This is a genomic window from Caballeronia sp. INML1, from assembly GCF_023631085.1.
Taxonomy (GTDB): Bacteria; Pseudomonadota; Gammaproteobacteria; order Burkholderiales; family Burkholderiaceae; genus Caballeronia; species Caballeronia turbans.
Window position 1 is genome coordinate 76,373 of sequence record NZ_JALQDT010000063.1, and the last position, 22,392, is coordinate 98,764.

At 63.8% G+C, this 22,392-nt stretch carries 23 protein-coding genes and 1 pseudogene; 13 read left to right on the top strand and 11 right to left on the bottom strand.

All coding sequences use genetic code 11. The features are described 5' to 3' along the window. A pseudogene (locus tag NCR38_RS25560) lies at nt 1-135 on the top strand (nitronate monooxygenase); the annotation flags it as partial. 126 nt (nt 136-261) lie between these two features. Next, nucleotides 262-483, top strand: coding sequence for a DUF3079 domain-containing protein (locus tag NCR38_RS25565; RefSeq protein WP_061116184.1), 222 nt, complete (start codon nt 262-264; stop codon nt 481-483). A gap of 86 nt (nt 484-569) precedes the next feature. On the opposite strand, the gene NCR38_RS25570 is transcribed toward NCR38_RS25565, so the two are convergent. After that, on the bottom strand, nt 570-1,772 hold the full coding sequence (locus tag NCR38_RS25570) for a GAF domain-containing sensor histidine kinase (RefSeq protein ID WP_250477774.1): 1,203 nt from the start codon (nt 1,770-1,772) through the stop codon (nt 570-572). 195 nt (nt 1,773-1,967) lie between these two features. On the opposite strand from NCR38_RS25570, the gene NCR38_RS25575 reads away from it, so the two are divergent. Together NCR38_RS25575 and NCR38_RS25580 are read left to right on the top strand one after the other, a co-directional pair. Further along, the gene (locus tag NCR38_RS25575) at nt 1,968-2,561 is read left to right on the top strand and encodes a ParB-like protein (protein ID WP_061116186.1); all 594 of its coding nucleotides are present in this window, start codon (nt 1,968-1,970) and stop codon (nt 2,559-2,561) included. 74 nt (nt 2,562-2,635) lie between these two features. Then, nucleotides 2,636-3,145 carry a DUF421 domain-containing protein gene (locus tag NCR38_RS25580; protein ID WP_061116187.1) on the top strand — a complete coding sequence of 170 codons (510 nt, stop codon included), beginning with the start codon at nt 2,636-2,638 and terminating at the stop codon, nt 3,143-3,145. A gap of 533 nt (nt 3,146-3,678) precedes the next feature. Here NCR38_RS25580 and NCR38_RS25585 read toward each other — a convergent pair. Further along, on the bottom strand, nt 3,679-4,017 hold the full coding sequence (locus NCR38_RS25585; protein WP_061116189.1) for a hypothetical protein: 339 nt from the start codon (nt 4,015-4,017) through the stop codon (nt 3,679-3,681). Nucleotides 4,018-4,323: 306 nt separating this feature from the next. Between NCR38_RS25585 and NCR38_RS25590 the strand changes: the two genes are divergently transcribed. After that, nucleotides 4,324-5,562 carry an MFS transporter gene (locus tag NCR38_RS25590; protein WP_061116190.1) on the top strand — a complete coding sequence of 413 codons (1,239 nt, stop codon included), beginning with the start codon at nt 4,324-4,326 and terminating at the stop codon, nt 5,560-5,562. Between the two features lie 52 nt (nt 5,563-5,614). Here NCR38_RS25590 and NCR38_RS25595 read toward each other — a convergent pair whose 3' ends face one another. Next, nucleotides 5,615-6,562 (bottom strand): DMT family transporter, encoded by a 948-nt coding sequence (locus NCR38_RS25595; protein WP_250477775.1) that lies wholly within the window; start codon nt 6,560-6,562, stop codon nt 5,615-5,617. 77 nt (nt 6,563-6,639) lie between these two features. On the opposite strand from NCR38_RS25595, the gene NCR38_RS25600 reads away from it, so the two are divergent. Then, the gene (locus NCR38_RS25600) at nt 6,640-7,491 is read left to right on the top strand and encodes a LysR family transcriptional regulator (protein ID WP_061116192.1); all 852 of its coding nucleotides are present in this window, start codon (nt 6,640-6,642) and stop codon (nt 7,489-7,491) included. A gap of 2 nt (nt 7,492-7,493) precedes the next feature. Here NCR38_RS25600 and NCR38_RS25605 read toward each other — a convergent pair whose 3' ends face one another. The 3 genes from NCR38_RS25605 to NCR38_RS25615 are packed head-to-tail and all read right to left on the bottom strand — an operon-like array spanning nt 7,494 to nt 10,517. Beyond that, nucleotides 7,494-8,435 carry a LysR family transcriptional regulator gene (locus NCR38_RS25605; RefSeq protein ID WP_061116193.1) on the bottom strand — a complete coding sequence of 314 codons (942 nt, stop codon included), beginning with the start codon at nt 8,433-8,435 and terminating at the stop codon, nt 7,494-7,496. A 22-nt stretch (nt 8,436-8,457) separates the two neighbouring features. After that, nucleotides 8,458-10,014, bottom strand: coding sequence for an MFS transporter (locus NCR38_RS25610; RefSeq protein ID WP_061116194.1), 1,557 nt, complete (start codon nt 10,012-10,014; stop codon nt 8,458-8,460). Further along, on the bottom strand, nt 10,011-10,517 hold the full coding sequence (locus NCR38_RS25615; protein ID WP_061116195.1) for a MerR family transcriptional regulator: 507 nt from the start codon (nt 10,515-10,517) through the stop codon (nt 10,011-10,013). Before NCR38_RS25615 ends, NCR38_RS25610 begins: the two co-directional genes overlap by 4 nt. A gap of 167 nt (nt 10,518-10,684) precedes the next feature. On the opposite strand from NCR38_RS25615, the gene pssA reads away from it, so the two are divergent. Next, nucleotides 10,685-11,293: a CDP-diacylglycerol--serine O-phosphatidyltransferase gene (pssA, locus tag NCR38_RS25620; protein ID WP_061116196.1), complete on the top strand. Its 609-nt coding sequence runs from the start codon at nt 10,685-10,687 to the stop codon at nt 11,291-11,293. Here pssA and NCR38_RS25625 read toward each other — a convergent pair. Next, entirely contained in the window at nt 11,283-12,251 is a 969-nt protein-coding gene (locus tag NCR38_RS25625) for a LysR family transcriptional regulator (protein WP_250477776.1), read from the bottom strand. The two genes, pssA and NCR38_RS25625, sit on opposite strands and share 11 nt — an antisense overlap. 66 nt (nt 12,252-12,317) lie before the next feature. After that, nucleotides 12,318-13,541, bottom strand: a complete 1,224-nt coding sequence (locus NCR38_RS25630) for an MFS transporter (RefSeq protein ID WP_061116197.1) — start codon at nt 13,539-13,541, stop codon at nt 12,318-12,320. A gap of 228 nt (nt 13,542-13,769) precedes the next feature. Here NCR38_RS25630 and NCR38_RS25635 point away from each other — a divergent pair, with 228 nt between their 5' ends. The 3 genes from NCR38_RS25635 to NCR38_RS25645 all read left to right on the top strand — a co-directional run bounded on the left by NCR38_RS25635 (nt 13,770) and on the right by NCR38_RS25645 (nt 16,821). Further along, nucleotides 13,770-14,150: a response regulator transcription factor gene (locus NCR38_RS25635; RefSeq protein ID WP_250477777.1), complete on the top strand. Its 381-nt coding sequence runs from the start codon at nt 13,770-13,772 to the stop codon at nt 14,148-14,150. Nucleotides 14,151-14,300: 150 nt separating this feature from the next. Next, nucleotides 14,301-16,151, top strand: coding sequence for an ATP-binding protein (locus NCR38_RS25640; protein ID WP_061116199.1), 1,851 nt, complete (start codon nt 14,301-14,303; stop codon nt 16,149-16,151). After that, complete coding sequence (locus NCR38_RS25645; protein WP_061116200.1) at nt 16,141-16,821, top strand: response regulator transcription factor; 681 nt, start codon at nt 16,141-16,143, stop codon at nt 16,819-16,821. Before NCR38_RS25640 ends, NCR38_RS25645 begins: the two co-directional genes overlap by 11 nt. Nucleotides 16,822-16,827: 6 nt before the next feature. On the opposite strand, the gene NCR38_RS25650 is transcribed toward NCR38_RS25645, so the two are convergent. Then, nucleotides 16,828-17,043, bottom strand: a complete 216-nt coding sequence (locus tag NCR38_RS25650; protein WP_061116201.1) for a hypothetical protein — start codon at nt 17,041-17,043, stop codon at nt 16,828-16,830. A 77-nt stretch (nt 17,044-17,120) separates the two neighbouring features. Further along, nucleotides 17,121-18,695: a sensor domain-containing diguanylate cyclase gene (locus NCR38_RS25655; protein WP_086960695.1), complete on the bottom strand. Its 1,575-nt coding sequence runs from the start codon at nt 18,693-18,695 to the stop codon at nt 17,121-17,123. 393 nt (nt 18,696-19,088) lie between these two features. On the opposite strand from NCR38_RS25655, the gene NCR38_RS25660 reads away from it, so the two are divergent. The 3 genes from NCR38_RS25660 to aroQ all read left to right on the top strand — a co-directional run bounded on the left by NCR38_RS25660 (nt 19,089) and on the right by aroQ (nt 22,144). After that, nucleotides 19,089-20,507, top strand: a complete 1,419-nt coding sequence (locus tag NCR38_RS25660; RefSeq protein ID WP_061116202.1) for an MFS transporter — start codon at nt 19,089-19,091, stop codon at nt 20,505-20,507. A 97-nt stretch (nt 20,508-20,604) separates the two neighbouring features. After that, nucleotides 20,605-21,660 carry a Gfo/Idh/MocA family oxidoreductase gene (locus NCR38_RS25665; RefSeq protein ID WP_311394677.1) on the top strand — a complete coding sequence of 352 codons (1,056 nt, stop codon included), beginning with the start codon at nt 20,605-20,607 and terminating at the stop codon, nt 21,658-21,660. Nucleotides 21,661-21,697: 37 nt separating this feature from the next. Continuing rightward, the gene (aroQ, locus tag NCR38_RS25670) at nt 21,698-22,144 is read left to right on the top strand and encodes a type II 3-dehydroquinate dehydratase (protein WP_061116203.1); all 447 of its coding nucleotides are present in this window, start codon (nt 21,698-21,700) and stop codon (nt 22,142-22,144) included. 65 nt (nt 22,145-22,209) lie between these two features. Here aroQ and NCR38_RS25675 read toward each other — a convergent pair whose 3' ends face one another. Beyond that, complete coding sequence (locus NCR38_RS25675) at nt 22,210-22,362, bottom strand: hypothetical protein (protein WP_250477778.1); 153 nt, start codon at nt 22,360-22,362, stop codon at nt 22,210-22,212. Between the last annotated feature and the right edge of the window lie 30 nt (nt 22,363-22,392).

The following is a 22,392-nucleotide window of genomic DNA, read 5'->3' on the forward strand; positions in this document are numbered from 1 at the left end:
CGCGGCGATCTCGGCAATGGCCTGTTCTTCCGTGGACGCGAGACGCTGCCTTTCGGCGTGGCGATCCGCAGCGTGCGCGATCTCATCGCACTGATGCTCACGGGCGCGACGAAAGGCGCGCCGGCGGCATGTTGAAAACCGAAACGGCGTGTTTCGAGGGAAGCGGCGAGCGATCGTCGCATTCCTATTGGCTGCGAAGGGGTTCGGTACTAGTCTCGATGTCGCCGGCTCGCAGGCCGTCATTGAAGGAGTATCAAGACGATGTCGAAACGCTTTCCGCTGAATCCGAAACATCCCGAGCGTAATTGCTGGGGTTGCGATCACTATTGCGCGACGGACGCCCTGCGCTGCGGCAACGGTTCGAGCCGCACGCAGCATCCGGCCGAACTGCTCGGCGACGACTGGTACGAACAGGGCGACTGGAATCTCGATATCGTCGGGGACGCGAAGTCGATTCAGCCCGGCGTCGCACGATCGGATTGATTGGCGTGCAGAAGGACAATTTCGACGAGCGCACCGAAGGCGCTTTCGCAACGCGTCCCCTTGCATGGTAAACAGCGCCTGCTCACCTACAAAGGAATACGCGCGGTGAAGCATGTACCGTCGTCGATCGACGAGCACACTTCCAGCGTGCCGCCATGTGCCTCGACGATCTGCTTGCAGATGTACAGTCCCAGGCCCAGTCCTCCGCCCGGTGCGCTGGTTTTCGGCCGCCAGTAAGGTTCGAATACGCGCTGGAGCACCTGCGGTGGAATCGGCTCGCCAGCGTTCGACACCGAAAGTACGAGTGTCCCGGATTCGACGATAGCGCGCACGACCACGGGCGCATCTGGCGAACCGTGCGTCAGCGCATTCGCGAGCAGATTCGACATGAGCTGCTGAAGGCGAGCGAGGTCGCAGCGAGCCGGCCCCTCCACGGAGATCGAGCAATCGACCGCTCTCGACGGATACGTCATGCACAGTTCGTCCACGACCGCTCGCAGGTGAACGCCAAGGTCGCTTTCGTCGGCCAGTGCGACGACCATGCCGGAACCCATGCGGCCGCGCGCGAAGTCCATCACGTCATCGATGAGTCTGGCCATTCTCAAAGCCGAGCGCTTCAGCCGCTGTCCGATCGCCTCGATGTCGGGCTCCGCTTTGCGGCGGCTCAATAGCTCAGCTGTCGCACTGACGGCCGACAACGGGCTGCGCAAGTCGTGGCCCAGAACGGCGATGAATTGTTCGCGCAACGTGGCCGTTTCACGTTCGAGAAGCAATTGCGATTCGGTCGACCGCTGCCTCTGCTCGCTGTCCAACTGCATGCCGATCAGATTGGCGAAGACCTCGAACATACGAACGATTTTCGGATCCGAGACGGCCGCCGGGCTCGCGTCGATCGCGCAGAGATTGCCGAAGTACTCGCCGCCCGGCAATACGATCGGGACGGAGATGTAGCTTTTCAGGCCGTAAATCGCCGGGGTATGGTGGTCGCGATACTTCTCGCTCTGCGTGAAGTCGTCGATGACGATCGCCAGCCGCGCGGCGCGAGATTCGAAGCAAAGCGTGGAGTGAAGTTGCAGTTGTCCGCCCGGCTTGAGGCCGAATCCTACTTTGTCGAGTACGGCGCACGCGGTCCAGGTTGCATCGGTCACGCGTGCGACGGCGGCAAAGCCCATCCCGGTCTCTTCGCAGATCATCTTCAGCATCGAAGGGACGGCGCCGATACGCGCAACAGCGCCGATGTCGCGCGCCAGTGCCTCGTCGGAATCCACTGCGTTGATTATGTTTTCCATGTTTGCTGCGTACGCGTCCGAGTTAGGGCTTCGACAGGATCAGTCAGAACTACCGGGGTGTTGGAATTTCGGCTCCGGACGATTAGCCTACTACACCAAAGCGTCGGCACGGTTTCTGCTCCCGGTGGTCAGAGGCCTGAATTCTCGTTCGTACGATTGGGCTTCGCGTGTTTCGGGTATTGCGGGGAGGCAAAAATGAAGAGAGTAAGAATCGACCTCTTGCGTCCCACACAGGTGACGCACGGTTTTCGGGAAATCCTCGACAAGACGAAAGTCTACGAGTCGCTGTCGGGCCATGATCTGGAAATGGCCATCGCCGAAAAGCCGGTTCCTGTCGTGCTCGGTCCCGGCGGCGCACCGTATGTCATCGACCATCATCACGTTGCGACCGCGCTGTGGCGCGCCGCGATAAAGAGCGTGCCCGTCGTTCTGGTGGGTGACCTCACATCATTAAGCAAAGCCGACTTCTGGCTGACGATGGAAAACAATCGCTGGACGTATCCCTACGACGCGCAGAGCAGGCGCGTCGCGTTCGCCGAATTGCGGGACCATGTGTGGGAACTGATGGACGATGAATTTCGGAGTCTGTCGGCGTCGGTGCGCGACGCGGGCGGCTATGAAAAGACAACTGTTCCGCTGGCGGAATTCCGCTGGTCCGATTTCTTGCGAAGCCGTTTGCCGCCGCCCGAAAGCGATGCCGAGTACGCATCGCTCGTCGAGAAAGGCGTGGAACTCGCGAAGACAAAAGCTGCGCGCGGGCTTCCGGGATATCTCGGCCCGGCTGACTGACGCTGACAAAGACCGTCTCCACGGCAAGCCGGGCAGACCTCTGGCCTTGCTTGCTCGCTCTACCGGAGGACACGATGAACATCCTCGTAGCGATATTCGGAGAAGGCAGGGACCTCGATGCCTTGCAAATGGCGGCCAGAACGGTCGTCGTTTTTTTCGCGGCACTTGTTTTCATTCGAATCTCTGGTCGACGGTCCTTCGGCCAGCGTTCTCCTTTCGATTATGTGGTCGGGATCCTTCTCGGCGCCACGTTGAGCCGCGTCATTGTCGGTGCTTCTCCGGCAGCGCCGACGCTGGTTGCTTCGCTCGTCATCGTGCTCATACATCGGGCGCTCGCGTGGGCTTGCATTCATTCGCCCCGACTGGAGTCGCTCGTGGTCGGCGTGGAACGAGAAGTCTTCAAGGATGGCCGATTCAACGAAAATCAGATGTCGGCCGCACTTATCACGAAAACCGACGTATTCGAGACCGCGAGACAGGAACTTCATACGCTCGATCTCGAAGAAGTGCATTCGGCGATACTCGAGCGCAACGGGCAGGTGAGTCTCGTGCGCAAGAAGAGGGAGCGAAAGCAGGATGACTGACTCCGATCCGCAGGCTGTGACTGATCGAGCGTCATCGTCGACGCCCGAACAATCCGCCCGGGCGTTGCGGTTGACGTCTCATTCGCTTTCCGTCCCGCCGAGGCGGCTGTGGTTCGAGCGCCAACCTTCGCGCTTCTTCCGCCTGCGATGAACTCTCCAGCAACGTGCCGTTGTTCCACATCCAGAGCGGTAGAACCGTCACGACAGCATGGTTGCCCGTGTCTTGCACGACGACGAAACAGCAATCATCCGCTTTGCTGTAGATGAGGTTCAGGCCCCTGTTCGCCGAAGTTCCGCCGAGCCAGATGCATCGACCTGCGTCGATCATGGTGCGAAGGGCGGTTGTCGAGAGGGAACATCGTTCGTTCACGCGTTCCTTTGCGTGCGGCGAAATCCAGGACCGGCGCGGGCTCGATCGTCTCTTTGAGAAATGCATACTCTCCTCGGCGATCCATGCGTTGCGGCGCGCCGCGAATGCAAATTCGTCGCGCTGGATAAGCACGGTGAATATAACGGGCCGCGTCTATGACAGCCTAGGTCGGCGCAAATACCACCGCGCCAGCGTCGGAGACGTGCGTAAAGCTTCGAAAGAAGCGATACGTCTGATCGCCGACTGTCATCCGATTCAACCCGACCTGGGTCAGTTCAAGTATTTCCTCTGCTACCGCCGTCGCAACCGTGCCCTGGCTCGTCAATTTGACGTCCTCGTCCGCGGGATTGCCGATGTACACCGCGAAAATGTCTTTATCGCGGCGCATCATGACCACGCACTTACCCTTTTCCAGAGATATTTCCAGGTATGAGGCGAGCGTTTGCAGCGACTCGGGCGTGTGCCCTTCAAGGCCGGACGTTGCTTCTGAAGCGGTGCGCATTGTGCTGTCTCCGTCCAAAGATGTAGGTCCAGCAACGTTAGAGTACTCCCAAGCTGCCCGGCTTCGCCACGGGCGCTCCTGCAAGCGTTTCCGGGCGAGTCGGTCGGTACGGCGAGAAGCAACGACACATACGGAGTCAGATATGCAAGGTCGCGAGCCGCGACTGCGCCCCGAGGTTCCAGCCGACGCTCTTGCACCACGATACGGGGATTGTTCGTCCACGTCGGCTTGTCTGTTCAGGGCGCAATGCTTTTTCCCGCGCCGGAGTCCGCATAGAGTGGCAGGCTCAATCTCGGATTCGTCATTATGCAAATTGATACGCCTGCGACATCAGCGTCGCCATATGGAAGGACCACATCGTTGCGCCAATGGCTTTCCGTGGTCGCGGTCGCTGTCAGCGCATTCGCCTTCGTCACGGCCGAGTTCTTGCCGGTCGGGCTTCTGAGTCAGATTGCGCACGACCTCGGCGTCAAGCCTGGCGTTGCCGGTTTGATGGTGACGATGCCTGGAATCATGGCCGCCATATTCGCGCCGGCGCTGATTGCCGGTGCTGGACGCATGGACCGCCGTTTCGTATTTCTGCTGTTGACGGCAGTGCTCTTGATCTCCAACGTTTTGTGCGCAATCGCTACGAGTTTCCCGGTTCTCCTCGCTGGCCGCGCCTTGCTCGGCGCCGCGCTGGGTGGATTCTGGACCTTGGCGACGGCCGCTGCGCCCCGACTCGTCGAACCGAAGGATGCCGCAAAGGCCACCGCTACCATTCTGACGGGCGTCACGTGTGCAACGGTCATCGGCGTGCCGCTCGGCACGTTCATCGCTTCGTTCGCGTCGTGGCGAGCCTCGTTCGCCGCGACCGCGGGACTCGTGGCGCTCGCCCTTGCGGCACAGGCGCTCCTCGTGCCGTCGCTGCCGTCTGCGTCGGCGCTGCGCGTTTCCGATTTCAAAACATTGCTTCGGCGTCCGCAAACCCGGTGGAGTCTGCTGATGGTCGCGCTCGTGTTCGGAGCGCATTTCTCGACATACACCTACATCGCGCCGCTGCTGGAGCAGGATTTCTCCGTGCGCGGTATTACGCTGCTGCTGTTCGGATTCGGCCTGGTGGGATTCTTTTCGAATGCGCTGATGTCGATGGCGGTTGCGAACCACCTGAAAAAGTCCGTCGCGGCGATGATCTTGCTCTTGCTGATCGCCATATCGTCGATGCTGGTGCTCGACCATTCGATCGTAGGTGAAGCAGCAGGGATGCTGCTCTGGGGCGTCGCCTTCGGCGCGCTGCCGCTCTGCTTCAGCGTATGGATTCAGCACGGCACGGCGGACATGCCCGAAGCGGGCTCGGCGATGTTCGTCAGCATCATTCAGGTCGCCATCGCCGCCGGGTCCGCAGTGGGCGGTTCGATTGTCGACCATGCCGGGGTAAGCGCCGACTTCACGTTGGGATGCGGGCTCGCCGTGCTCGGTCTGTTAGCGCTGCAACGCCTTGCCGCACTGGAGCGGCCGGCCGCCAAATCTTCCTTCGTCAGCGAGTGCGAGCCATCGGCGGATTGACGTGCGGCCCGAAGCGGTTATTGCGTCGAGGCCGCGCGGAAAGTTGGCGGCTTCAGAGTTGTCGAGCCGCGCGGCCGTCGCGCGGCCGTCGAGTCATCACGACGATCCCCAGGCCGGAGACTATCGTTCCGCCGAGCATCGGCCAGGAGAGCGGCTCTCCGAATAGTGCCCACGCCCATACGAAAGTGACCGAAGGACTCAGGAACAGGACGCTCGACACGCGTGCGGGCGACGACCGCCGCAGGCATACCCAGTACAGCCCGTAACCACCAAGTGTCGAGATGACCGCCGTCCAGCAAACGCTGGCGGCGAAGCCGGTGGTCGCGATCGGCATCACGCTCCCTTGCGAACGCTGCAGACAGAAGAACACGAGGCATGACACGACGCAGTGTATCCAGAGAGTACACAAGAGACTCAGCGAGCCGGTGCGAGAGGCGGTCCGTTGCTGCCAGACCGTGGCCACCGCCAGCGACATCATGCCCGCGACCGGCAAGGCGTATGCCCAACGAGGAGCGGAGCCGAGGGTCAACGCGTCATGACTGACCATGATTGCCCCGGCCAGCCCGAGCGCCATGCCCGCCCATGTCCGGCCCGAGTTGCGCTCCCTGAGAACCAGGGATGAAATGACGACCGTGCCAACCGGCAGAAGATTGGCAATCAGCGCGCAAAGACCCGCTGATACGCCGAGCTCGATCCCCTTCCCAACGCCTGCGATATAGCCTGCCAACGCGAACAAGCCGATTGCAGCCTGCCGCGCCACCACGGATGGCGGCGCGCCGATTATTTCCCGCAAGACAAAGGGAAGCAGGCAGATCGAAATGACCGCACAACGCCACAGCACGACGAGAAACATCGGCGCGTAGTCCGTGGAAAATCGCATCCCGACGAAGCCCGAACTCCACGCGACGACCATCAGCGCTTCCAATGCCGGCAAAGGCAGGCGTAGCGCATCAATGGCAGGCGGATTCGAGGCAAGGCCGGGTCGCGAAACTTTTGTCATGCGTCCAGCGTAGTCTGCGATCGGCGATTAGAAAATCAAAATATACTGATGAGGTCGTTCAATACGGTTGAACCATCATGGAATCGGTCCTCGATATCGAACTCTTGCGCACCTTTCATGCGGTGGCCCGGCTCGGCAAATTTCGCTCGGCGGCCGAGCATGTGCATAGAAGCCCGGCTGCGGTCAGCATTCATATCCAGCGCCTCGAAGCCATCGCCGGTGGCAGGCTGCTCGACCGGGACAACCAGTCCGTCACGCTGACCGCGCTCGGCAAACGGCTGCTTGCAGGTACGAGCGAGCTGTTGAGCGCGCATGACCGCGTGCTGCGGGAAATTCAGGGAAAAACGCTCGCGGGACGCGTCGTGCTCGGCGTGCCGGACGAGTATGCCGCGCATATCGTCCGGGATATTCTTCCGGGCTTCGCGGTCAGCTGGCCCAATGTGGTGCTGGAAGTGAAAACCGCACCGAGCCTCAAGCTTCGGGACTGGGTGACGCGCGGCAAGCTCGACGTCGCGTTATTGGTTCAACCCGTCAAAGCGAGCAGACCGGCGGATGTCCTGACGATGACCACGCCGGTCTGGGTCGGGAGTTCGACCTTCGTGCTGGCCGAGGACCGCCCGCTTCCATTGGCGTTATACGGCGAGCCGTGCCCCTATCGTGTGGCAATGACGACTGCGCTCGAGCGTGCCGGGCGCAAATGGCGCGTCGTGCTCGACAGTGCGTCGAGCCAGGTCATCAAGACCTGCGTCGAGTCGGGGCTTGCCGTGACGCTGCTCGACCGCGCGCGCGTCAGCGAAGATATGCGAGTGCTGGACATGCTTCCGCATATCGGCGATCACGAAGTCGTTTTGATGCGGGATGGCACCGGCCGTGCAAGCGACGCGATCGACGTGCTCATCGCCACGATCAAGGAAAACTTCAGGCTGTAATGTCAGCTCTCCCGCGGCGCATCGATATGAGCGGCATCGCTCTCCAGTATCCGCGGAACCACGTCCTTGACGAACTCGACGAACGTCCTGACCTTCGCATTGAGATACTGCCGCGACGGATACAGCGCGTAAAGCGTGAGCGCCTGCAATCGATAGTCAGGCAGCACGCGCACGAGCGCGCCGCTTTCGAGCAGCTTGCTCGCCGTCGACATCGGCAGCGCGCCGATGCCCACGCCCTCGCGCAGCGCGACCGCCAGCGCGCCCGCGACATTTACGCCGAAGTTCGTCTTCGCAAGCGCGAAGGTCTCCGTGCCCTTCGGGCCTTCGAAGGTCCAGACATCGCGCGGAAAGAGCGGCGAGACGAGTTGATGACACGGATGACGCGACAACTCCGCAAGCGTGCGCGGCTCGCCGTGCCCGCGCAAGTACGCCGGCGACGCGCACAGCACACTATGCACCGTGCCGAGGCGCTGCGCGACGAGGCTCGAATCCGGCAACTCGGCGATGCTCGCCTGCACGGTGAGATCGTAGCCTTCGTCGATGATATCGGGCGTGTGCTGCGACAGCGTCAGATCGACGGACACCGCCGGATGACGTTCCCGATAGCGCACGATGGCGGGCACGACATACGACTGCCCGAGGCTCGTCGATGCATGAATGCGCAAGTGCCCGGAAGGGCGCAACTGTGCATCGGCGGCTTCGGCTTCGGCCACGTCGACGCACGCGAGTATCTGCTCGCAGCGCTGCAGATAGCGCTTGCCCGCCTCGGTGAGGATCACGCGCCGTGTGCTCCGATGCAGGAGCCGCGTATTCAGATGCGCTTCGAGCGCGGCGATGGCCCGCGAGGTCGCGGCCGTCGATATATTCATGCGTTGCGCGGCGGCGGTGAAACTGCCTTCTTCGGCTACGCGGGCGAACATCCGCATGCTGCTGAGTGTGTCCACTTTTTATGTGCTCTGAGACGGATCAGTCGATTCGCTTCTGCCATGCGGCGATCACGCTCGCGCACAGTGCGACGCCGATGATGTAATAGAAGCCATCCAGCGAACTGAGGAAGTTCGCCTGCTGCGTGACGATGCGGCCGATCTCGACGAGCGCGAGGCTCTTCGCTTCGGATGCGCTGTGGCCCATGCGCTCGAACGCGCCGAGCAGGCTCTGATATACGCCCTGAAACGTCGGGTCATACGGGTTGACCGTTTCTACGAGCCGCGTCTGATGCAGCGCGACGCGATGCTGTTCGAGAATGATGATGGTCGCCGTCGAGAACGAATACGTCAGTTGCTTGACGATGTTCTTGAAACGATAACCGTGGCTGTACTCCTCGACCGCGAACACACGGAATGTCAGGTTCGCGACCGGCAGCGCGATGAAGAGCAGCAGCATGCCGCGCAGGACCATCGGCGCGATGAGCCATGGCATGCTCACGTCGGGCGGCAAGCCGATCATCCATGTGCCGATGAACGCGGCCAGCAGAAAGCCGGCCATGATCATCCACTTCTTGTGCCTGATGCGCGACGCGTAGCGGAAATAGACGACGGCCATGCCGAGCGAGACCATCGACGTGAAGCCGACGAGCCGCCCCGCGTTTTCGACCGGATAGCCGAGCCCGCCTTCGAGCAGGCGCGACACCAGAAAGCTCATCGCGTTGTTGATGTAATAGAACGCGATGTACAGCACGATGCCCACCTGAAACGTCTTTTCACGCAGCGCATGCAGCCGCAACAGCGGCTTCGGATGATGCCACTGATGCCATATGAACCAGCCGAGCGACAGCAGCCCGGCAACAGTCAGCACGATGAGCTCGGGCGACGTGCTGAAAAGCTCGAAACGCACTTGCTGCATGACGATCTGCAGCGCGCCCTGCGCAAACGCGAAGATGATGTACGGCCAGAAGTGCGCTTCGCCGCGCGCCTCGGGATGTACGCGGCCCGTGGACGGCACCGCGACGAACGCCAGCATGCCGAGCGCGACGCCCGCGAACGCGGTGCACGAGAAGAGCGCGCGCCAGCCGAGCGATGCGACCAGATAGCCGCCGCACAAGGGAGCGAGCGCAGTGCCGAGCAGGATCATGTTGAGAAAGCGGCGCGTCGCGGCGGGGCGCGTCTCTTGCGTAAAGCGCGTCTGAATGAGGATGCGCGCGGCGCTCATCATCGGGCCGATGAAGTAGCCCTGAAAGCCGCGCGCGAGCGCCAGCTCGATGGCCGATTCGGATAGCGTCGCCGCCACCGCACCCGCCGCGAACAGAAACAGGCATCCCGCGATATAGCGCCGATTGCCGAGCCGTTCGATCCACCATTGCTGCTGCAGGATGCCGAGCACGGACGCTACCGCATACGCGCTCGACGCCCACACGAGTTCATCGGACGATGCATTGACGCCGCCCGCGATATAGCTCGTGAAGAATGAAAAGACCGAGTTGTCGAAGTAGTCGAGCCCGGTGGCGAGCGCGATAGCCCACGCAAACAGATCGCCGGGAAAACGTTCCGCGACCGGCTTTGTCTGCCGATATGGCGCTTGCGTCATTCGCCCGCATCCTCGGCGCGCTGCGTCTTGCGCCGCTTGCGCGCGGCCAGGCGTTCTTCCAGCAGCACTTCCTTGCTTTCGCCCGCGATTCTGCGCCGCAAATAATCGAGGTCGCTGGCGAGTTCGCTGCGCACCGCCTGCGCTTCCTTCAGTTCGCGGCGCACGGCGGCGATGCGCGCATCGACCGATTCGATCTGCTGCGACAGCGCCTGCTCGATCTCCCGCAGCGACGAAGCCGAATAGCCGGTACGGCCTTCGCCTTGCGTTTCCATCGGCCGTTTCAGCATCTCGACGATGCCCTGCAGCGAGAATCCGAGCGAACGCAGCCGCAGGATGCGCGCGAACAGTTCCAGGTCCTGCTCGCTGTAGAGCCGGTACCGGCCTTCGCTGCGTGAGGGCGTGACGAGGCCACGCTCTTCGTAATACTTGAGCGTGCGCGGCGTGACTTGCAGGCGCACGGCGGCGTCGCGGATGGTGAGGAGCGCGGGCTTGGTCGCGGACATGACGGCACCGGAGGGGCAGATCGATGCCGCAGTATAACGCAAACCTGTACGTTCGCGTACAGGTTTGCGGGCATGCGGAGTGCTTTGCAAAGAGGGCGCGATGATAGACTTGACAGCCTTGCGGCGCTGGTCGTCGGTGCCGCCGAACGTCACGAAGACAGAAACGAATGAAACGATTCTCGATGATCCGCGATTTCCACCTGGCCGACTGGTTCACGCTGGGTAACGCGGTGTGCGGCACGGGCGCGCTGTTCTCGTCGATGTCCTATCTCGACGATTCCGACGTGCTGCATATCTATCTCGCCTGCGCGCTCGTGTTCGCCGCGCTCGTCTTCGACGTGCTCGATGGCCGCATCGCGCGCTGGCGTCAGAAGGCGTCGCTGCTCGGCAAGGAACTGGATTCGCTCGCCGATGTGATCTCCTTCGGCGTCGCGCCGGCGATCATCGGCTATGGCTTCGGCATGCGCGGGCTGTACGACCGCATCGTTCTGGCGTACTTCGTCGCGTGCGGCGTGTCGCGTCTCGCGCGCTACAACGTGACGACCGAAGAGATGTCGGGCGGCGGCGGCAAGGTCACCCATTTCGAAGGCACACCGATTCCCACGTCCTTCGTGATCGTGCTGCTGCTGACCATCGGCGCATGGTCCGGCGCGATCGGCGAGAGCATGTGGCTCGGCACGTGGCGCGTCGGCGGTTTCACGCTGCATCCGCTCGTGCTGATCTACGCGATTTCCGGCTCGTTGATGATCAGCCGCATCCGCATTCCTAAGCCATGACTTCCTGAGCCATGACATGCGGCGCGCTTGCCGACGGCGCCGCATCGAACTTGTCCTTCAGCGACGTCGCCAGAAAATCCACGAACGTCCTGATCTTCGCGTCCACGTGCTGACGCGACGGATACACCGCATATACGCTCGCGCTCATCAGCGGATAGTCGGGAAAGAGGCGCACGAGCCGGCCGTCCCTGATGTCGTCGGCGACGAAGTAATGCGGCATCGCGCCGACGCCCGCGCCTGCCAGAAGCGCGACGCGAATCGCCCCGGCGTCGTTGACCACGATCTGGTCGATGCTGGCGGTGACCCCGGAGGCGAGTTCCGCATGCCAGTCGCACGGATGCGCGAACGGCGCGTTGATGCGCGTAAGCGCGTGCATCGGCAGATCGGAGATGGACTCCACCGCGTGTCGCCCGAGATACGCCGGCGCCGCGACCAGCACACGCTGAAAGCGCCCGACGATGCGGTACGCGTTGCCCGAATCGGGCAGCGAGGCGGCCGACAGCACCGATACGTCGAATTGTTCCTGCACGAGGTCCGGCATGCCCGCCAGCAGCTTCAGATCGACCGTCACTTGCGGATGCGCGCGCCGGTATTCGACGATCGTCGACATCAACTGCGCGAGGCCCAGATCGGGCGCCGCGTGCACGCGCAGGCGGCCGCGCGGGATCATGGCGGCATCGCTCGCTTCGGCGTCGGCGGCGTCGATGTCGGCGAGGATCTTCCTGCATTTGCGGTAGTAGCGCTCGCCGCTGTCGGTGAGCGACACGCGGCGCGTCGTGCGCTGCAGGAGCCGCGTGTGCAGGCCGTCTTCGAGCGAGGCGATTGCCCGCGACACGATGCCCACGCTGCAATCCATATCTTTCGCGACGCCGCTGAAGCTGCCGGTTTCGGCGACGCGTGAGAACACCCGAATGCTGAAGAGCTTGTCCATATCCGCTTCGCCTCCGATTCCGATCATGTCAACGATGGAATGAAGATACGTTCGCGAAGCGCTTCGCGCCATCAGCCGTGGATACAGGGCCGCCTATCCTTGTGTATAGGTTCGGGCCGAATGACGCCGGCCGATCAGGATGAAATGCGCCAGCGCGATGAGCGGAAACACCGTGGCGACGGTCGCGACGAGCATCCAGCCGCCGCGCTCGTACAGCGGGCTTGCGAACGCCGAGCCGAAAGCACCGCCCACGAAGATGCTCGTCATGTATATGGCGTTCAGGCGGTTGCGGCTCGCGGCGTGCAGCGCGTAGATTTCACGCTGGCCGAGCACCATGTTCATCTGCACGGCGAAATCGAGCACGATGCCCGTCACGACGAGCGCGCCGATGCCCCATGCCGGATGTATCACGATCGGCAGATACGCGAGCGCCGCGAGAATCAGCGCGATGAAGGTCGCGCGCACCGTGTGGCCCGCGTCCGCGAGACGCCCGGCGATGGGCGCGGACGTCGCACCCGTCGCGCCGATGAGCGCGAAGATGCCGATAGCCGTCTGCGTGAGCCCGTAGTGCCGCGTCAGTTCGACAGGAATGCCGGTCCAGAAGAGGCTGAACGACGCGAACATCAGCGCCTGATACAGCGAGCGATGACGCAGCACCGGCATCGTGCGCACGAGGTGGCCGAGCGAGCCGATCAATTCGAAGTACGTCGCCTGATGGCTCGGCTGGCGGCGCGGGATCGTCAGCGCGAGCACGGTCGTGATGCCGATCATCAGCACGGCGGCCGCGCCGAACATCGCGCGCCAGCCGAAGTGGCCCGCGACGAGGCTCGATATCGGCCGCGACAGCAGAATGCCGAGCAACAGTCCGCTCATGATGGTGCCGACCACCTTGCCGCGCGATTCGTCCGGCGCGAGATGCGCCGCGAGCGGAATCAAGATCTGCACCGCCACCGACGAAAAGCCGATCAAGAGCGAGATCACGAGAAACCAGCCGGGCGTGTGCGTGAACGTGGCCGCCGTGAGGCTCGCGATCGACACGAGCGCGGTCGCGATCATGAGCTTGCGGTTTTCGAGCAGATCGCCGAGCGGCACGATGAAAAACAGACCGAGCGCATAGCCTATCTGCGTAAGCGACACGATCAGGCTCGCCGTGCCGCCCGCCATGTGCAGATCGGGCGCGATCAGCTCGGTGATCGGCTGCGCATAGTACAGGTTCGCGACGATCGCGCCGCAGCAGAACGCGAAGAGCGCGATCAGTCCGCGCGTGAGCTCGACGTGCTTGCCGCCGTCGAGCGCGCTCGATGTTGGAGTCGACATGTGGGTTCCCGGAGTGGCAGAACGGGACTATACGGGGTTCGCGCGTAACGCGCTCGACACGCCCTGCGCGCCGGTATCGTCCGACGAATGCCTGGATGAAAGCGGAGGCCTCAAGCTATACGTACATATGATTTCGCGGCCGTTGCCGCGTGCGTAAGATGAGTTCCATCGAGGCGGTGGACCCGTCCCATGCCCGCCGATATTCACGCACGGTCCAGGACAACGCCCTTGCAATCGCCTTCCAGAGTTTCCGTGATCGACGATGACGAATCCGTCCGCGTCGCCTCCTCCAGCCTGTTGCGCTCGCTCGGCTGGGAGGTCAGCCTGTATCCGTCGGCGGAGTCGTTCCTCGACGCCGATCCACTCGAGGGCCTCGCGTGCATCATCACCGATCTCAACATGCCCGGCATGTCCGGCCTTCAACTTCAGCAGCGCCTGCGCGAACTGAAAGCGGGCGTGCCGATCATGTTCATCACCGCGTTCGCGTCCGATGCCGCGCGCCGTCAGGCGCTCGACGGCGGCGCGGTGTGTTTTCTCAGCAAGCCCGTCGATGGAACCGTCGTCGCCGATTGCCTGGAACGCATCAAGCAAGGTTTTTGGAAGGAATAGAATTCATGGCGTCATCCGGCTGGCGCGCATGGTTCTGTCTGCCGCGCGCAGGCCGCGATGTTTTCAACGAACGCTTCTCGAACGCTCAATGACCATGCCGCCTGTCTCGTTCGTCGTTCGTTTCCATTCGCCGGCGTCCGACCGGCCGTGATGGAGACATTCCAGAGCGCGCCGCGCGCGGTGCGTCACGATACCCGCATCGTGTCGATCCTAGCGGCGGCCATTGCGCTCGTCGTCTTTCTGATCGACGCGCTCACACCACTCGATATCGCCATCGCGGTGCTGTATGTCGTCGTCGTGCTGCTCGTCGCATCGACGGGCAATCGCACCGCGACCGTCACGACGGCGTGGGGTTGCGTCGTGCTGACGCTCGTCGGCTTCGTTCTCTCGCACGACGAAAACGTGTCGGGCGGCGCGCTCGCGCGCTGCGCGGTGAGCCTGCTCGCGATCGGCACGACCGCCATTCTGTCGCTGCGCAATCTGGCCACGACGACCAAGATGCAGGAGCAGCTCGAACTGCTCAATCTTGCGCACGACGCGATCGTCGCGCACGACATGAACGAGCGAATCACCTTCTGGAATCGCGGCGCCGAAGTGCTATACGGCTACTCGGCGCAACAGGCGATCGGCCAGCCGATTCATAGCATGACACAGTCGAACTCGCCCGTGCCGCACGCGCAGATTCGAGCGGAACTGCTGCGCTCGGGGCGATGGGACGGCGAGATCACGCGCGTGCGGCACGACGGCAGCGAGATCGTGATCGCGAGCCGGGCCGCGTTGCTGCGCGACGCGAAAGGCCTGCCGTGCGCCGTGCTTGCGACGAGCAACGACATCACGCAGCGCAAGCGCATGGAAGCGGAATTGCAGCGCCAGCGCGATGCGCTCAAGCGCAGCGAGGCGTTTCTGCTCGACGCGCAGCGTCTTTCGCGCACCGGCAGCATCGCGACGCGCCTGCCCGCCGGCACGATGTGGTGGTCCGACGAGGCGTACCGCATCTTCGATTACCCGCGCGATGTCGAGCCGTCCGTCGAAGCGATTCTCGCGCGCACGCATCCCGACGACATCGGGATCGTGCGCGGCGCGCATGAAGCCGCGATCGGCGGCGTGTGCGACATCGACGTGGAGCATCGGCTTCTGTTGCCGGACGGGTCGGTCAAGCATGTGCATTTCGTCGCCCATCGCGCATCGACCGAAGCGGATGGCGACGAATACGTCGGCGCGCTGATGGACGTCACCGACACCAAGCTCGCCCAGGAAGCGCTCGCGCGTTCGACCGCCGAACTCGCGCACGTCACGCGCGTGACGATGCTGGGCGAACTGGCGGCGTCCATTGCGCACGAAGTCACGCAGCCGATGGCCGCGATCGTCACGAGCGGCGATGCCGGCCTGCGCTGGCTCAACCGCGCGCAACCCGAAATCGCGGAAGCGCAGCAATCGATCACGCAGATGATTCGCGACGCGAGGCGCGCGAGCGAGGTCATCGCACGCATTCGCGCGATGGCGAGAAAGCGCGACAGCCAGCCCGCGACGCTGGACGTGAACGAGATCGTCGGGGAGACGATCGAACTCGTGCGGCGCGAGCTCGGACGTCATCGCGTGGAAGTGCAAACGGAGCTCGCGACGCCTTCGCCTACCGTGCGGTGCGATCGCGTGCAGTTGCAGCAGGTGCTCATCAACTTGATGATGAACGCCGCGCAGGCGATGTCCGGCGTGAACGGGCCGCGCGTGCTGCGTGTCGCGACGGGCGCGAGCCCGAGCGACGAAGGCTACGCGCAGATCACCGTGCAGGATTCCGGCACGGGCATCAGCGTCGACAGCGCGCGCCGTCTTTTCGACGCGTTTTTCACGACGAAGGCCGAAGGCATGGGCATGGGTTTGTCGATTTGCCGTTCGATCATCGAGGCGCACGGCGGCAGGATATGGGCGGAGTCGCCCGATGAAGGCGGCGCGCGCTTGCGCTTCGTGCTGCCCGAAAACCAGGGGGGAGACGATGAGCATTGACAAGGGCGCGGACGCGAAAACGAACGCCGCGATGGTCTACGTGGTCGACGACGACGAATCGATGCGCGACGCGCTTCGCATGCTGCTGCGCTCGGTCGGCCTGAACGTGATGACGTTCGCGTCCGCGCACGAGTTCCTTGCGTATGACATGCCCGAGGTGCCCAGTTGCCTGATCCTCGACGTGCGGCTGAAAGGGCAGAGCGGGCTCGCCGTGCAGGAGCAGATGGCCGCGAGCCAGGTCGGCTTGCCGATCGTATTCATGACGGCGCACGGCGACATCGCGATGACCGTGAAGGCGATGAAGGCGGGCGCCCGGGATTTTCTCGCGAAGCCGTTCCGCGATCAGGACATGCTCGATGCCGTCGCGCAGGCGCTGGAAGCCGACGAGGAACGGCGCGCGGCGAGCCGCTCCGTCGCGGACCTGCGCCGCTCGTACGAATCGCTAACGCCGCGCGAGCGCGAGGTCATGGCGTTCGTCGTGTCGGGTCTGATGAACAAGCAGATCGCGGCGGAGATGAACCTGAGCGAGATCACGGTGAAGATTCATCGCGGCCAGGCGATGAAGAAGATGGCGGCGCGCTCGCTCGCCGATCTCGTGCTGAAGGCCGAAGCGCTCGGCGTGAAGATGCCGCAGGGCGCATCGACGCCGTCGCGGGCGCAACGGCCGTGAGCGCGGTTATCGCAGCGGCGTTTTGATCGCCGGTGCCGCTTCTTCGTCGAGCGCGATCCGCTCCAGCGGCAACTCCGTGTCGCAACCGGCGCGAGGGAGCGCGCTCCAGTCATGCGGCGCGTTCAGCGAATACCACGTGCCGAACGCCAGCACGGCGGCGCAGCCCGATAACAGCCTGCGTGTCGATGTATCGGCCATGATGCGCTCCCAGTGCGTGACCATGACGTCAGCTTAGAGAAGCGCACGCGCGCCGGCCATTCTACGAAGGGCTCGGCGCGTTCATACCAACGTGTGATGCGCTACCACGCGCGGCCGCGCTCGCCCAGCGCGGCGACGGCCTGCTCGTCGTTGGCCACCGCATCGCCGTCGCGGCCGGAAAACCGAAATCCGCCGCGCTCTTCCGATTTCGCTTCATAGAGCGCAGCATCGGCCCGCTTCAACGCGCTTTCGAACACTTCGCCCGGACGGGCGAGCGCGATGCCGACGCTCACGCCCACGCGCACCGTCAGCCCGCACGAGAGCGCGTAGGGCGCGGACAGTTCGCGGATGATCTTGCGCGCGAAAGCGGTGTTCGACGCATCCGCGATGTACGTCGCGACGATCGCGAATTCGTCGCCGCCCAGACGCGCGGCCAGCTCGCCGCGGCGCATCGCGTTGCGCAGGCGATCGGCGACGAGCTTCAGCAGGTCGTCGCCCGCGTTATGGCCGTGCGTGTCGTTGATGCGTTTGAAGCCGTCGAGATCGACGTACATCACCATCACCTTTTCGCGGCCGGCGCCGCCCGCCATCAGACGCTCGGCATGATCGCCGAGATAGCGCCGGTTCGGCAGGCCCGTGAGCGAATCGTGATGCGCCCAGTGCAGGATCTTCGCCTCGGCCTTGCGGCGCTCCGTCACGTCCTCGATGATGATCACCGCGCTGCCGTCCGGCACCGGGTTGCGGCTCAGCTCCAGAAGCCGGCCGTCGCGCAGCGGCAGATCGAGCGGCAGCTTGCCCGCCTCGAGCCATTGCGCGCAGCGCTCGGAGAACTGTGCGCGCAGCGTCTCGCCGAACTTCGCCACGCCCACGTAGCCGATGAACTCGGGCAAGGACACGTTCAGCCGCAGCATTTCGACGGTCGCGCCGAACAGCTCCGCCGCCTTGCGATTCGCGATCACCACCTTGCCCGACGCATCCACGGTGCACAGACCGTGCGGCATATGCGCGAGCGCCGCGTCGAAGCGCGCGGCGATTTCGGCATGGCCCTGCTCAGCGGTCATCAGCGCGACGAGGCCGGAGTAGTGGCGCTGCACGACCGCGCACATCGCGCCGATATAAAGAAAGAGCGGCGGCAGGAGAATCCAGTAGCCGGCCGGCCCGAACAGGCCGCCGACGCCGATCGGCAGCGCGCCGAGGCACACCTGCGCGATCGCCAGATGCGGCGTGCCCGCGTTGCGCGACGCAATGCCGCCGAGCAGGCCCGCCGTCACCATGATCGCGAGGGAGGCGAGCACGGCGTCGCCGGAAATCACGCAGGCCATCGCGCCGAGGCCGGACACGAGACACGTCGCGAGCGCGAACGGTGCGTAGCGCCCCGCCCACGGGCCGGGATGCGGCGCGACCGGGCGGCTCAGCGCACGGTAGCGGCACACGATCGACAGGCGCACGGCGAGCAGGAGCGCGTCGGCGGCGACCCAGAGCATCGCCCAGACCGCCTGTTGACGGCCGAGCGCGATCATCGCGACGAAGGCGCTGGAAATGCCGGACAGCAGAAGCGGGCGGACGTCCTCGACGAGTGTCGACAGCAGCGACGCGCGAATGGCGGTCGTGATGCGCCCGTTCTCTGTCGCCGGCGTGGCCAGAATCGAATCGATCAAGGACGGATTGCCTGACATACGGAAGACCGGGGCCAGCGAGAGGACGAAAAACCGCGGGCGGCGATGCCGTCGCCGCCGGTACTCGTGTATACGGCCGCGTGTGCACATACTTTAGGCACGGGCTCGACGCTGCGCATGCGCGGCGCCGCCGATTATTCGCCCGGAGCGCATTCTGACTTTCCTCCGCGCTGGATTATGCTAGCCGGCGGACATAGTAATCTTGCGCTCAATCCTTGCAGTCAGACGCCGGCGCGCGGGTTTTGCCTCATCGAAAGCTTTCGATTCAGAGGCGATGATGGACGAACGTCCGCGCGCGCCCCTTGCGCGGGCGTCGTCGATGAAGAACGAAAGCGCAGCGTCGTCGTAAAGATGGCCACAGAAACCGTCGTGCGAAACATAAATGGAGACGTCATGGACACGAACTCTCTTCCTCCCGGCGCGCCAGGCGAGTCGCACGCCGAGCACCGGAAGCAGACGAAGAAAGCCACCGCGAGCGGGTGGATAGGCTCGGCGCTCGAGTACTACGACTTCTTTATCTACGCGCAAGCCGCAGCGCTGATCTTCCCGCAGCTTTTCTTTCCGTCGGGAAATCCGAAAGTGGCGATCGTCGCGTCGCTCGCAACCTACGGCGTGGGCTATGTCGCGCGGCCGATCGGCGCGTTCGTGCTCGGCCACTACGGCGACACGCACGGCCGCAAGACCGTGCTCGTGCTGTGCATGTTCCTCATGGGCTTCTCGACGATGGCCGTCGGCCTGTTGCCGACGTATCACAGCGTCGGCATGCTCGCGCCGGCGCTGCTCGTGATTCTGCGGCTCGTCCAGGGCTTCGCGGTCGCGGGTGAAATCTCAGGCGCGAGTTCGATGATTCTCGAACACTCGCCGTTCGGGCGGCGCGGCTACTTCGCGAGCTTCACGCTGCAGGGCGTGCAGGCCGGCCAGATTCTCGCCGCCGCCGTGTTCCTGCCGCTCGCGTACTTCATGCCCGAGGATTCGTTCAACTCGTGGGGCTGGCGTATTCCGTTCCTGCTCTCGGCAATCGTGCTGGTCGCGGGTTACATCATCCGCCGCGAAGTGCACGAGACGCCCGCGTTCGAGAAGGAAGGCGAAAAGGGCGCGGTGCCGCGCTCGCCGATCGTCGATGCCTTCAAGTACAACCTCGCCGACATGATCCGCGTCGTCTGCATGGCGCTGATGAACGTGATTCCCGTGGTCGCGACCATTTTCGGCGCGGCGTACGCGGTGCAGCCGGCTTACGGCGTCGGCTTTCACAAGAGCGTGTATCTGTGGATTCCGGTCGTCGGCAACATTCTCGCCGTGTTGGTGATTCCGTTCGTCGGCAATCTCTCCGACAAGATCGGGCGCAAGCCGCCGATCATCGTCGGTGCGATTGCGTCGGGGCTGCTGTCGTATCTGTATCTTTATGCGATCAGCATTCACAGCGTCGGCCTGGCGATCGCCGCGTCGCTGCTGATGTGGGGCATCGTCTATCAGGGCTATAACGCGATCTTCCCGAGCTTCTACCCGGAGCTCTTCCCGACGCGCACCCGCGTGTCCGCGATGGCGATCGCGCAGAATGTCGGCACGACGATCACGGCGCTCCTGCCCGCGCTCTTCGCCACCGTCGCGCCGCCCGGAGCGACGAACATTCCGCTCATCATCGGCTCGATCACGCTCGCGGTCACGATCATCGCCGCCGTGGCCGCCTGGAGCGCGCGCGAGACGTACCGCATTCCGCTCAGCCAGCTCGGCGAACAGGACGCACGGCCGGTCGAGAAGTCCGAGTACGAGCGCTTGCGCGCGGAATCGGTCGCGAACGCGCGCGCTTCCTGAGCCTCATTTCCCCGATTGTTTTTCTCACGGCGGCGCGCAACCCGCGCCGTCCGCGTGTCCTCGCACGCGCTATTTTTTATCGACCCGGTGAATTCAAGTGAATACTGACTCAGCCAAAACACGCATCGCGGTGGCCGGCGCAGGCTATATCGGCCAGGCGCACATGGGCGTCGCGCAGGCGAGCGCGACGTGCACGCTTAGCGCCATCGTCGATCCGGCGCCGGCGGCGGCCATCGCGGAGAAAGCGGGCGTGCCGCTCTACAGAACGCTCGATGAACTGCTCGCGAAGGATCGCCCGGACGGCATCGTGCTCGCCACGCCGAACCAGCTGCATGTGGAGCACGCGCGCATCTGCCTCGCGGCCGGCGTGCCGACGTTGCTGGAAAAGCCTGTCGCGCCGACTGTGAAAGAAGCGCAGGCGCTCGTCGATGAAATCGAACGCTCGGGCGTGAAAGTGCTGATCGGCCATCATCGCGCGCATAGCCCGATCATGGCGCGCGCGAAGCAGGTGATCGACGAAGGACGGCTCGGGAAGCTCGTCGCGGTGATGGGCAGCGCGGTGTTCTTCAAGCCCGACGAGTATTACGCGAGTGCGCCGTGGCGCCGCGAGCCGGGCGGCGGGCCGATCCTGCTGAACATGATCCACGAAGTGCACAACCTGCGCATGCTGTGCGGCGAGATCGTCGCGGTGCATGCATTCGCTTCGCACGCGACGCGCGGCTTTGCCGTCGAGGATACCGTCGCGGTCAATCTGCGCTTCGCGAGCGGCGCGCTCGGCACGTTCATGCTGTCCGACACGGCCGCGTCCCCGCGCAGCTGGGAGCAGACCTCGCAGGAGAACAAGGCATATTCGACCTATCCCGATGAAGACTGCTACGTGATCGCGGGCACCTTCGGCTCGCTTTCCGTCCCCACGATGCGTCTCAAGTCCTACGCCGCAGCGGGCGAGCGCTCATGGTGGAAGCCGTTCGAGGAAAGCATCGTGCCAATGCAGCGCGACGATCCGCTCGCGCGTCAGATGGAACATTTCGGGCGCGTGGCGCGCGGGGAAGCCGAGCCTATTGTCAGCGCGCGCGACGGGCTGCAGAATCTGCGGATCACCGAGGCCATCGCGCGCGCCGCCACGAGCGGCGAGATCGTCGAGACCGCCTGAATCTCTTCAATTCCCCCATCCAGTTCAAGGAAATCACATGGCAAAGATCCTGACGCTGCACGGCGTCAACCTCAACATGTTCGGCAAGCGCGACCCGAAACAGTACGGCACGGCGACGCTCGCGCAAATCGACGAGCAAATGGCCGCGCTGGGCAAGGAGCTGGGCGTGGACGTGGAGTGCTACCAGACGAATATCGAAGGCGAAATGTGCTCGCGCATTCATCGCGCGTTCGAGGAAAAGGTCGATGCGATCGTAATCAACGCCGGCGCGTGGACCCACTACAGCTACGCGATCCGCGATGCGCTCGCCATTCTGAGCGCACCGGTCATCGAAGTGCACATGTCGCACGTGCACGCGCGGGAAGAATTCCGCCACAAATCGGTATTTGCGGAAATCGCCAAGGGGCAGATTTCGGGCTTCGGCGTGGACAGCTATCTGCTGGGCTTGCGCGCGGCGGTCGCGGCGATCGACGCGGGCAAGTAAGGCTGGGCACTGCTTTCTGATGTTTTTCCAGCGAGGCGCATGGGCGCCTCGCCGGAGTCACCGGGTCAGACCGGACGGCTGAAATCCTTCGACGCATGCGCCGCCGGCTCGCGGTCGCGCTGCTCACGCAGCGGTTCATGATTGCGCTGCGCCGCGCCGCGGATGAACAGCACCGCGCAGACCGCGCAAAATACCCACACCGCCGGGATTAACGTCAACTATCTAAATTTTCTACTACCCGATGCACC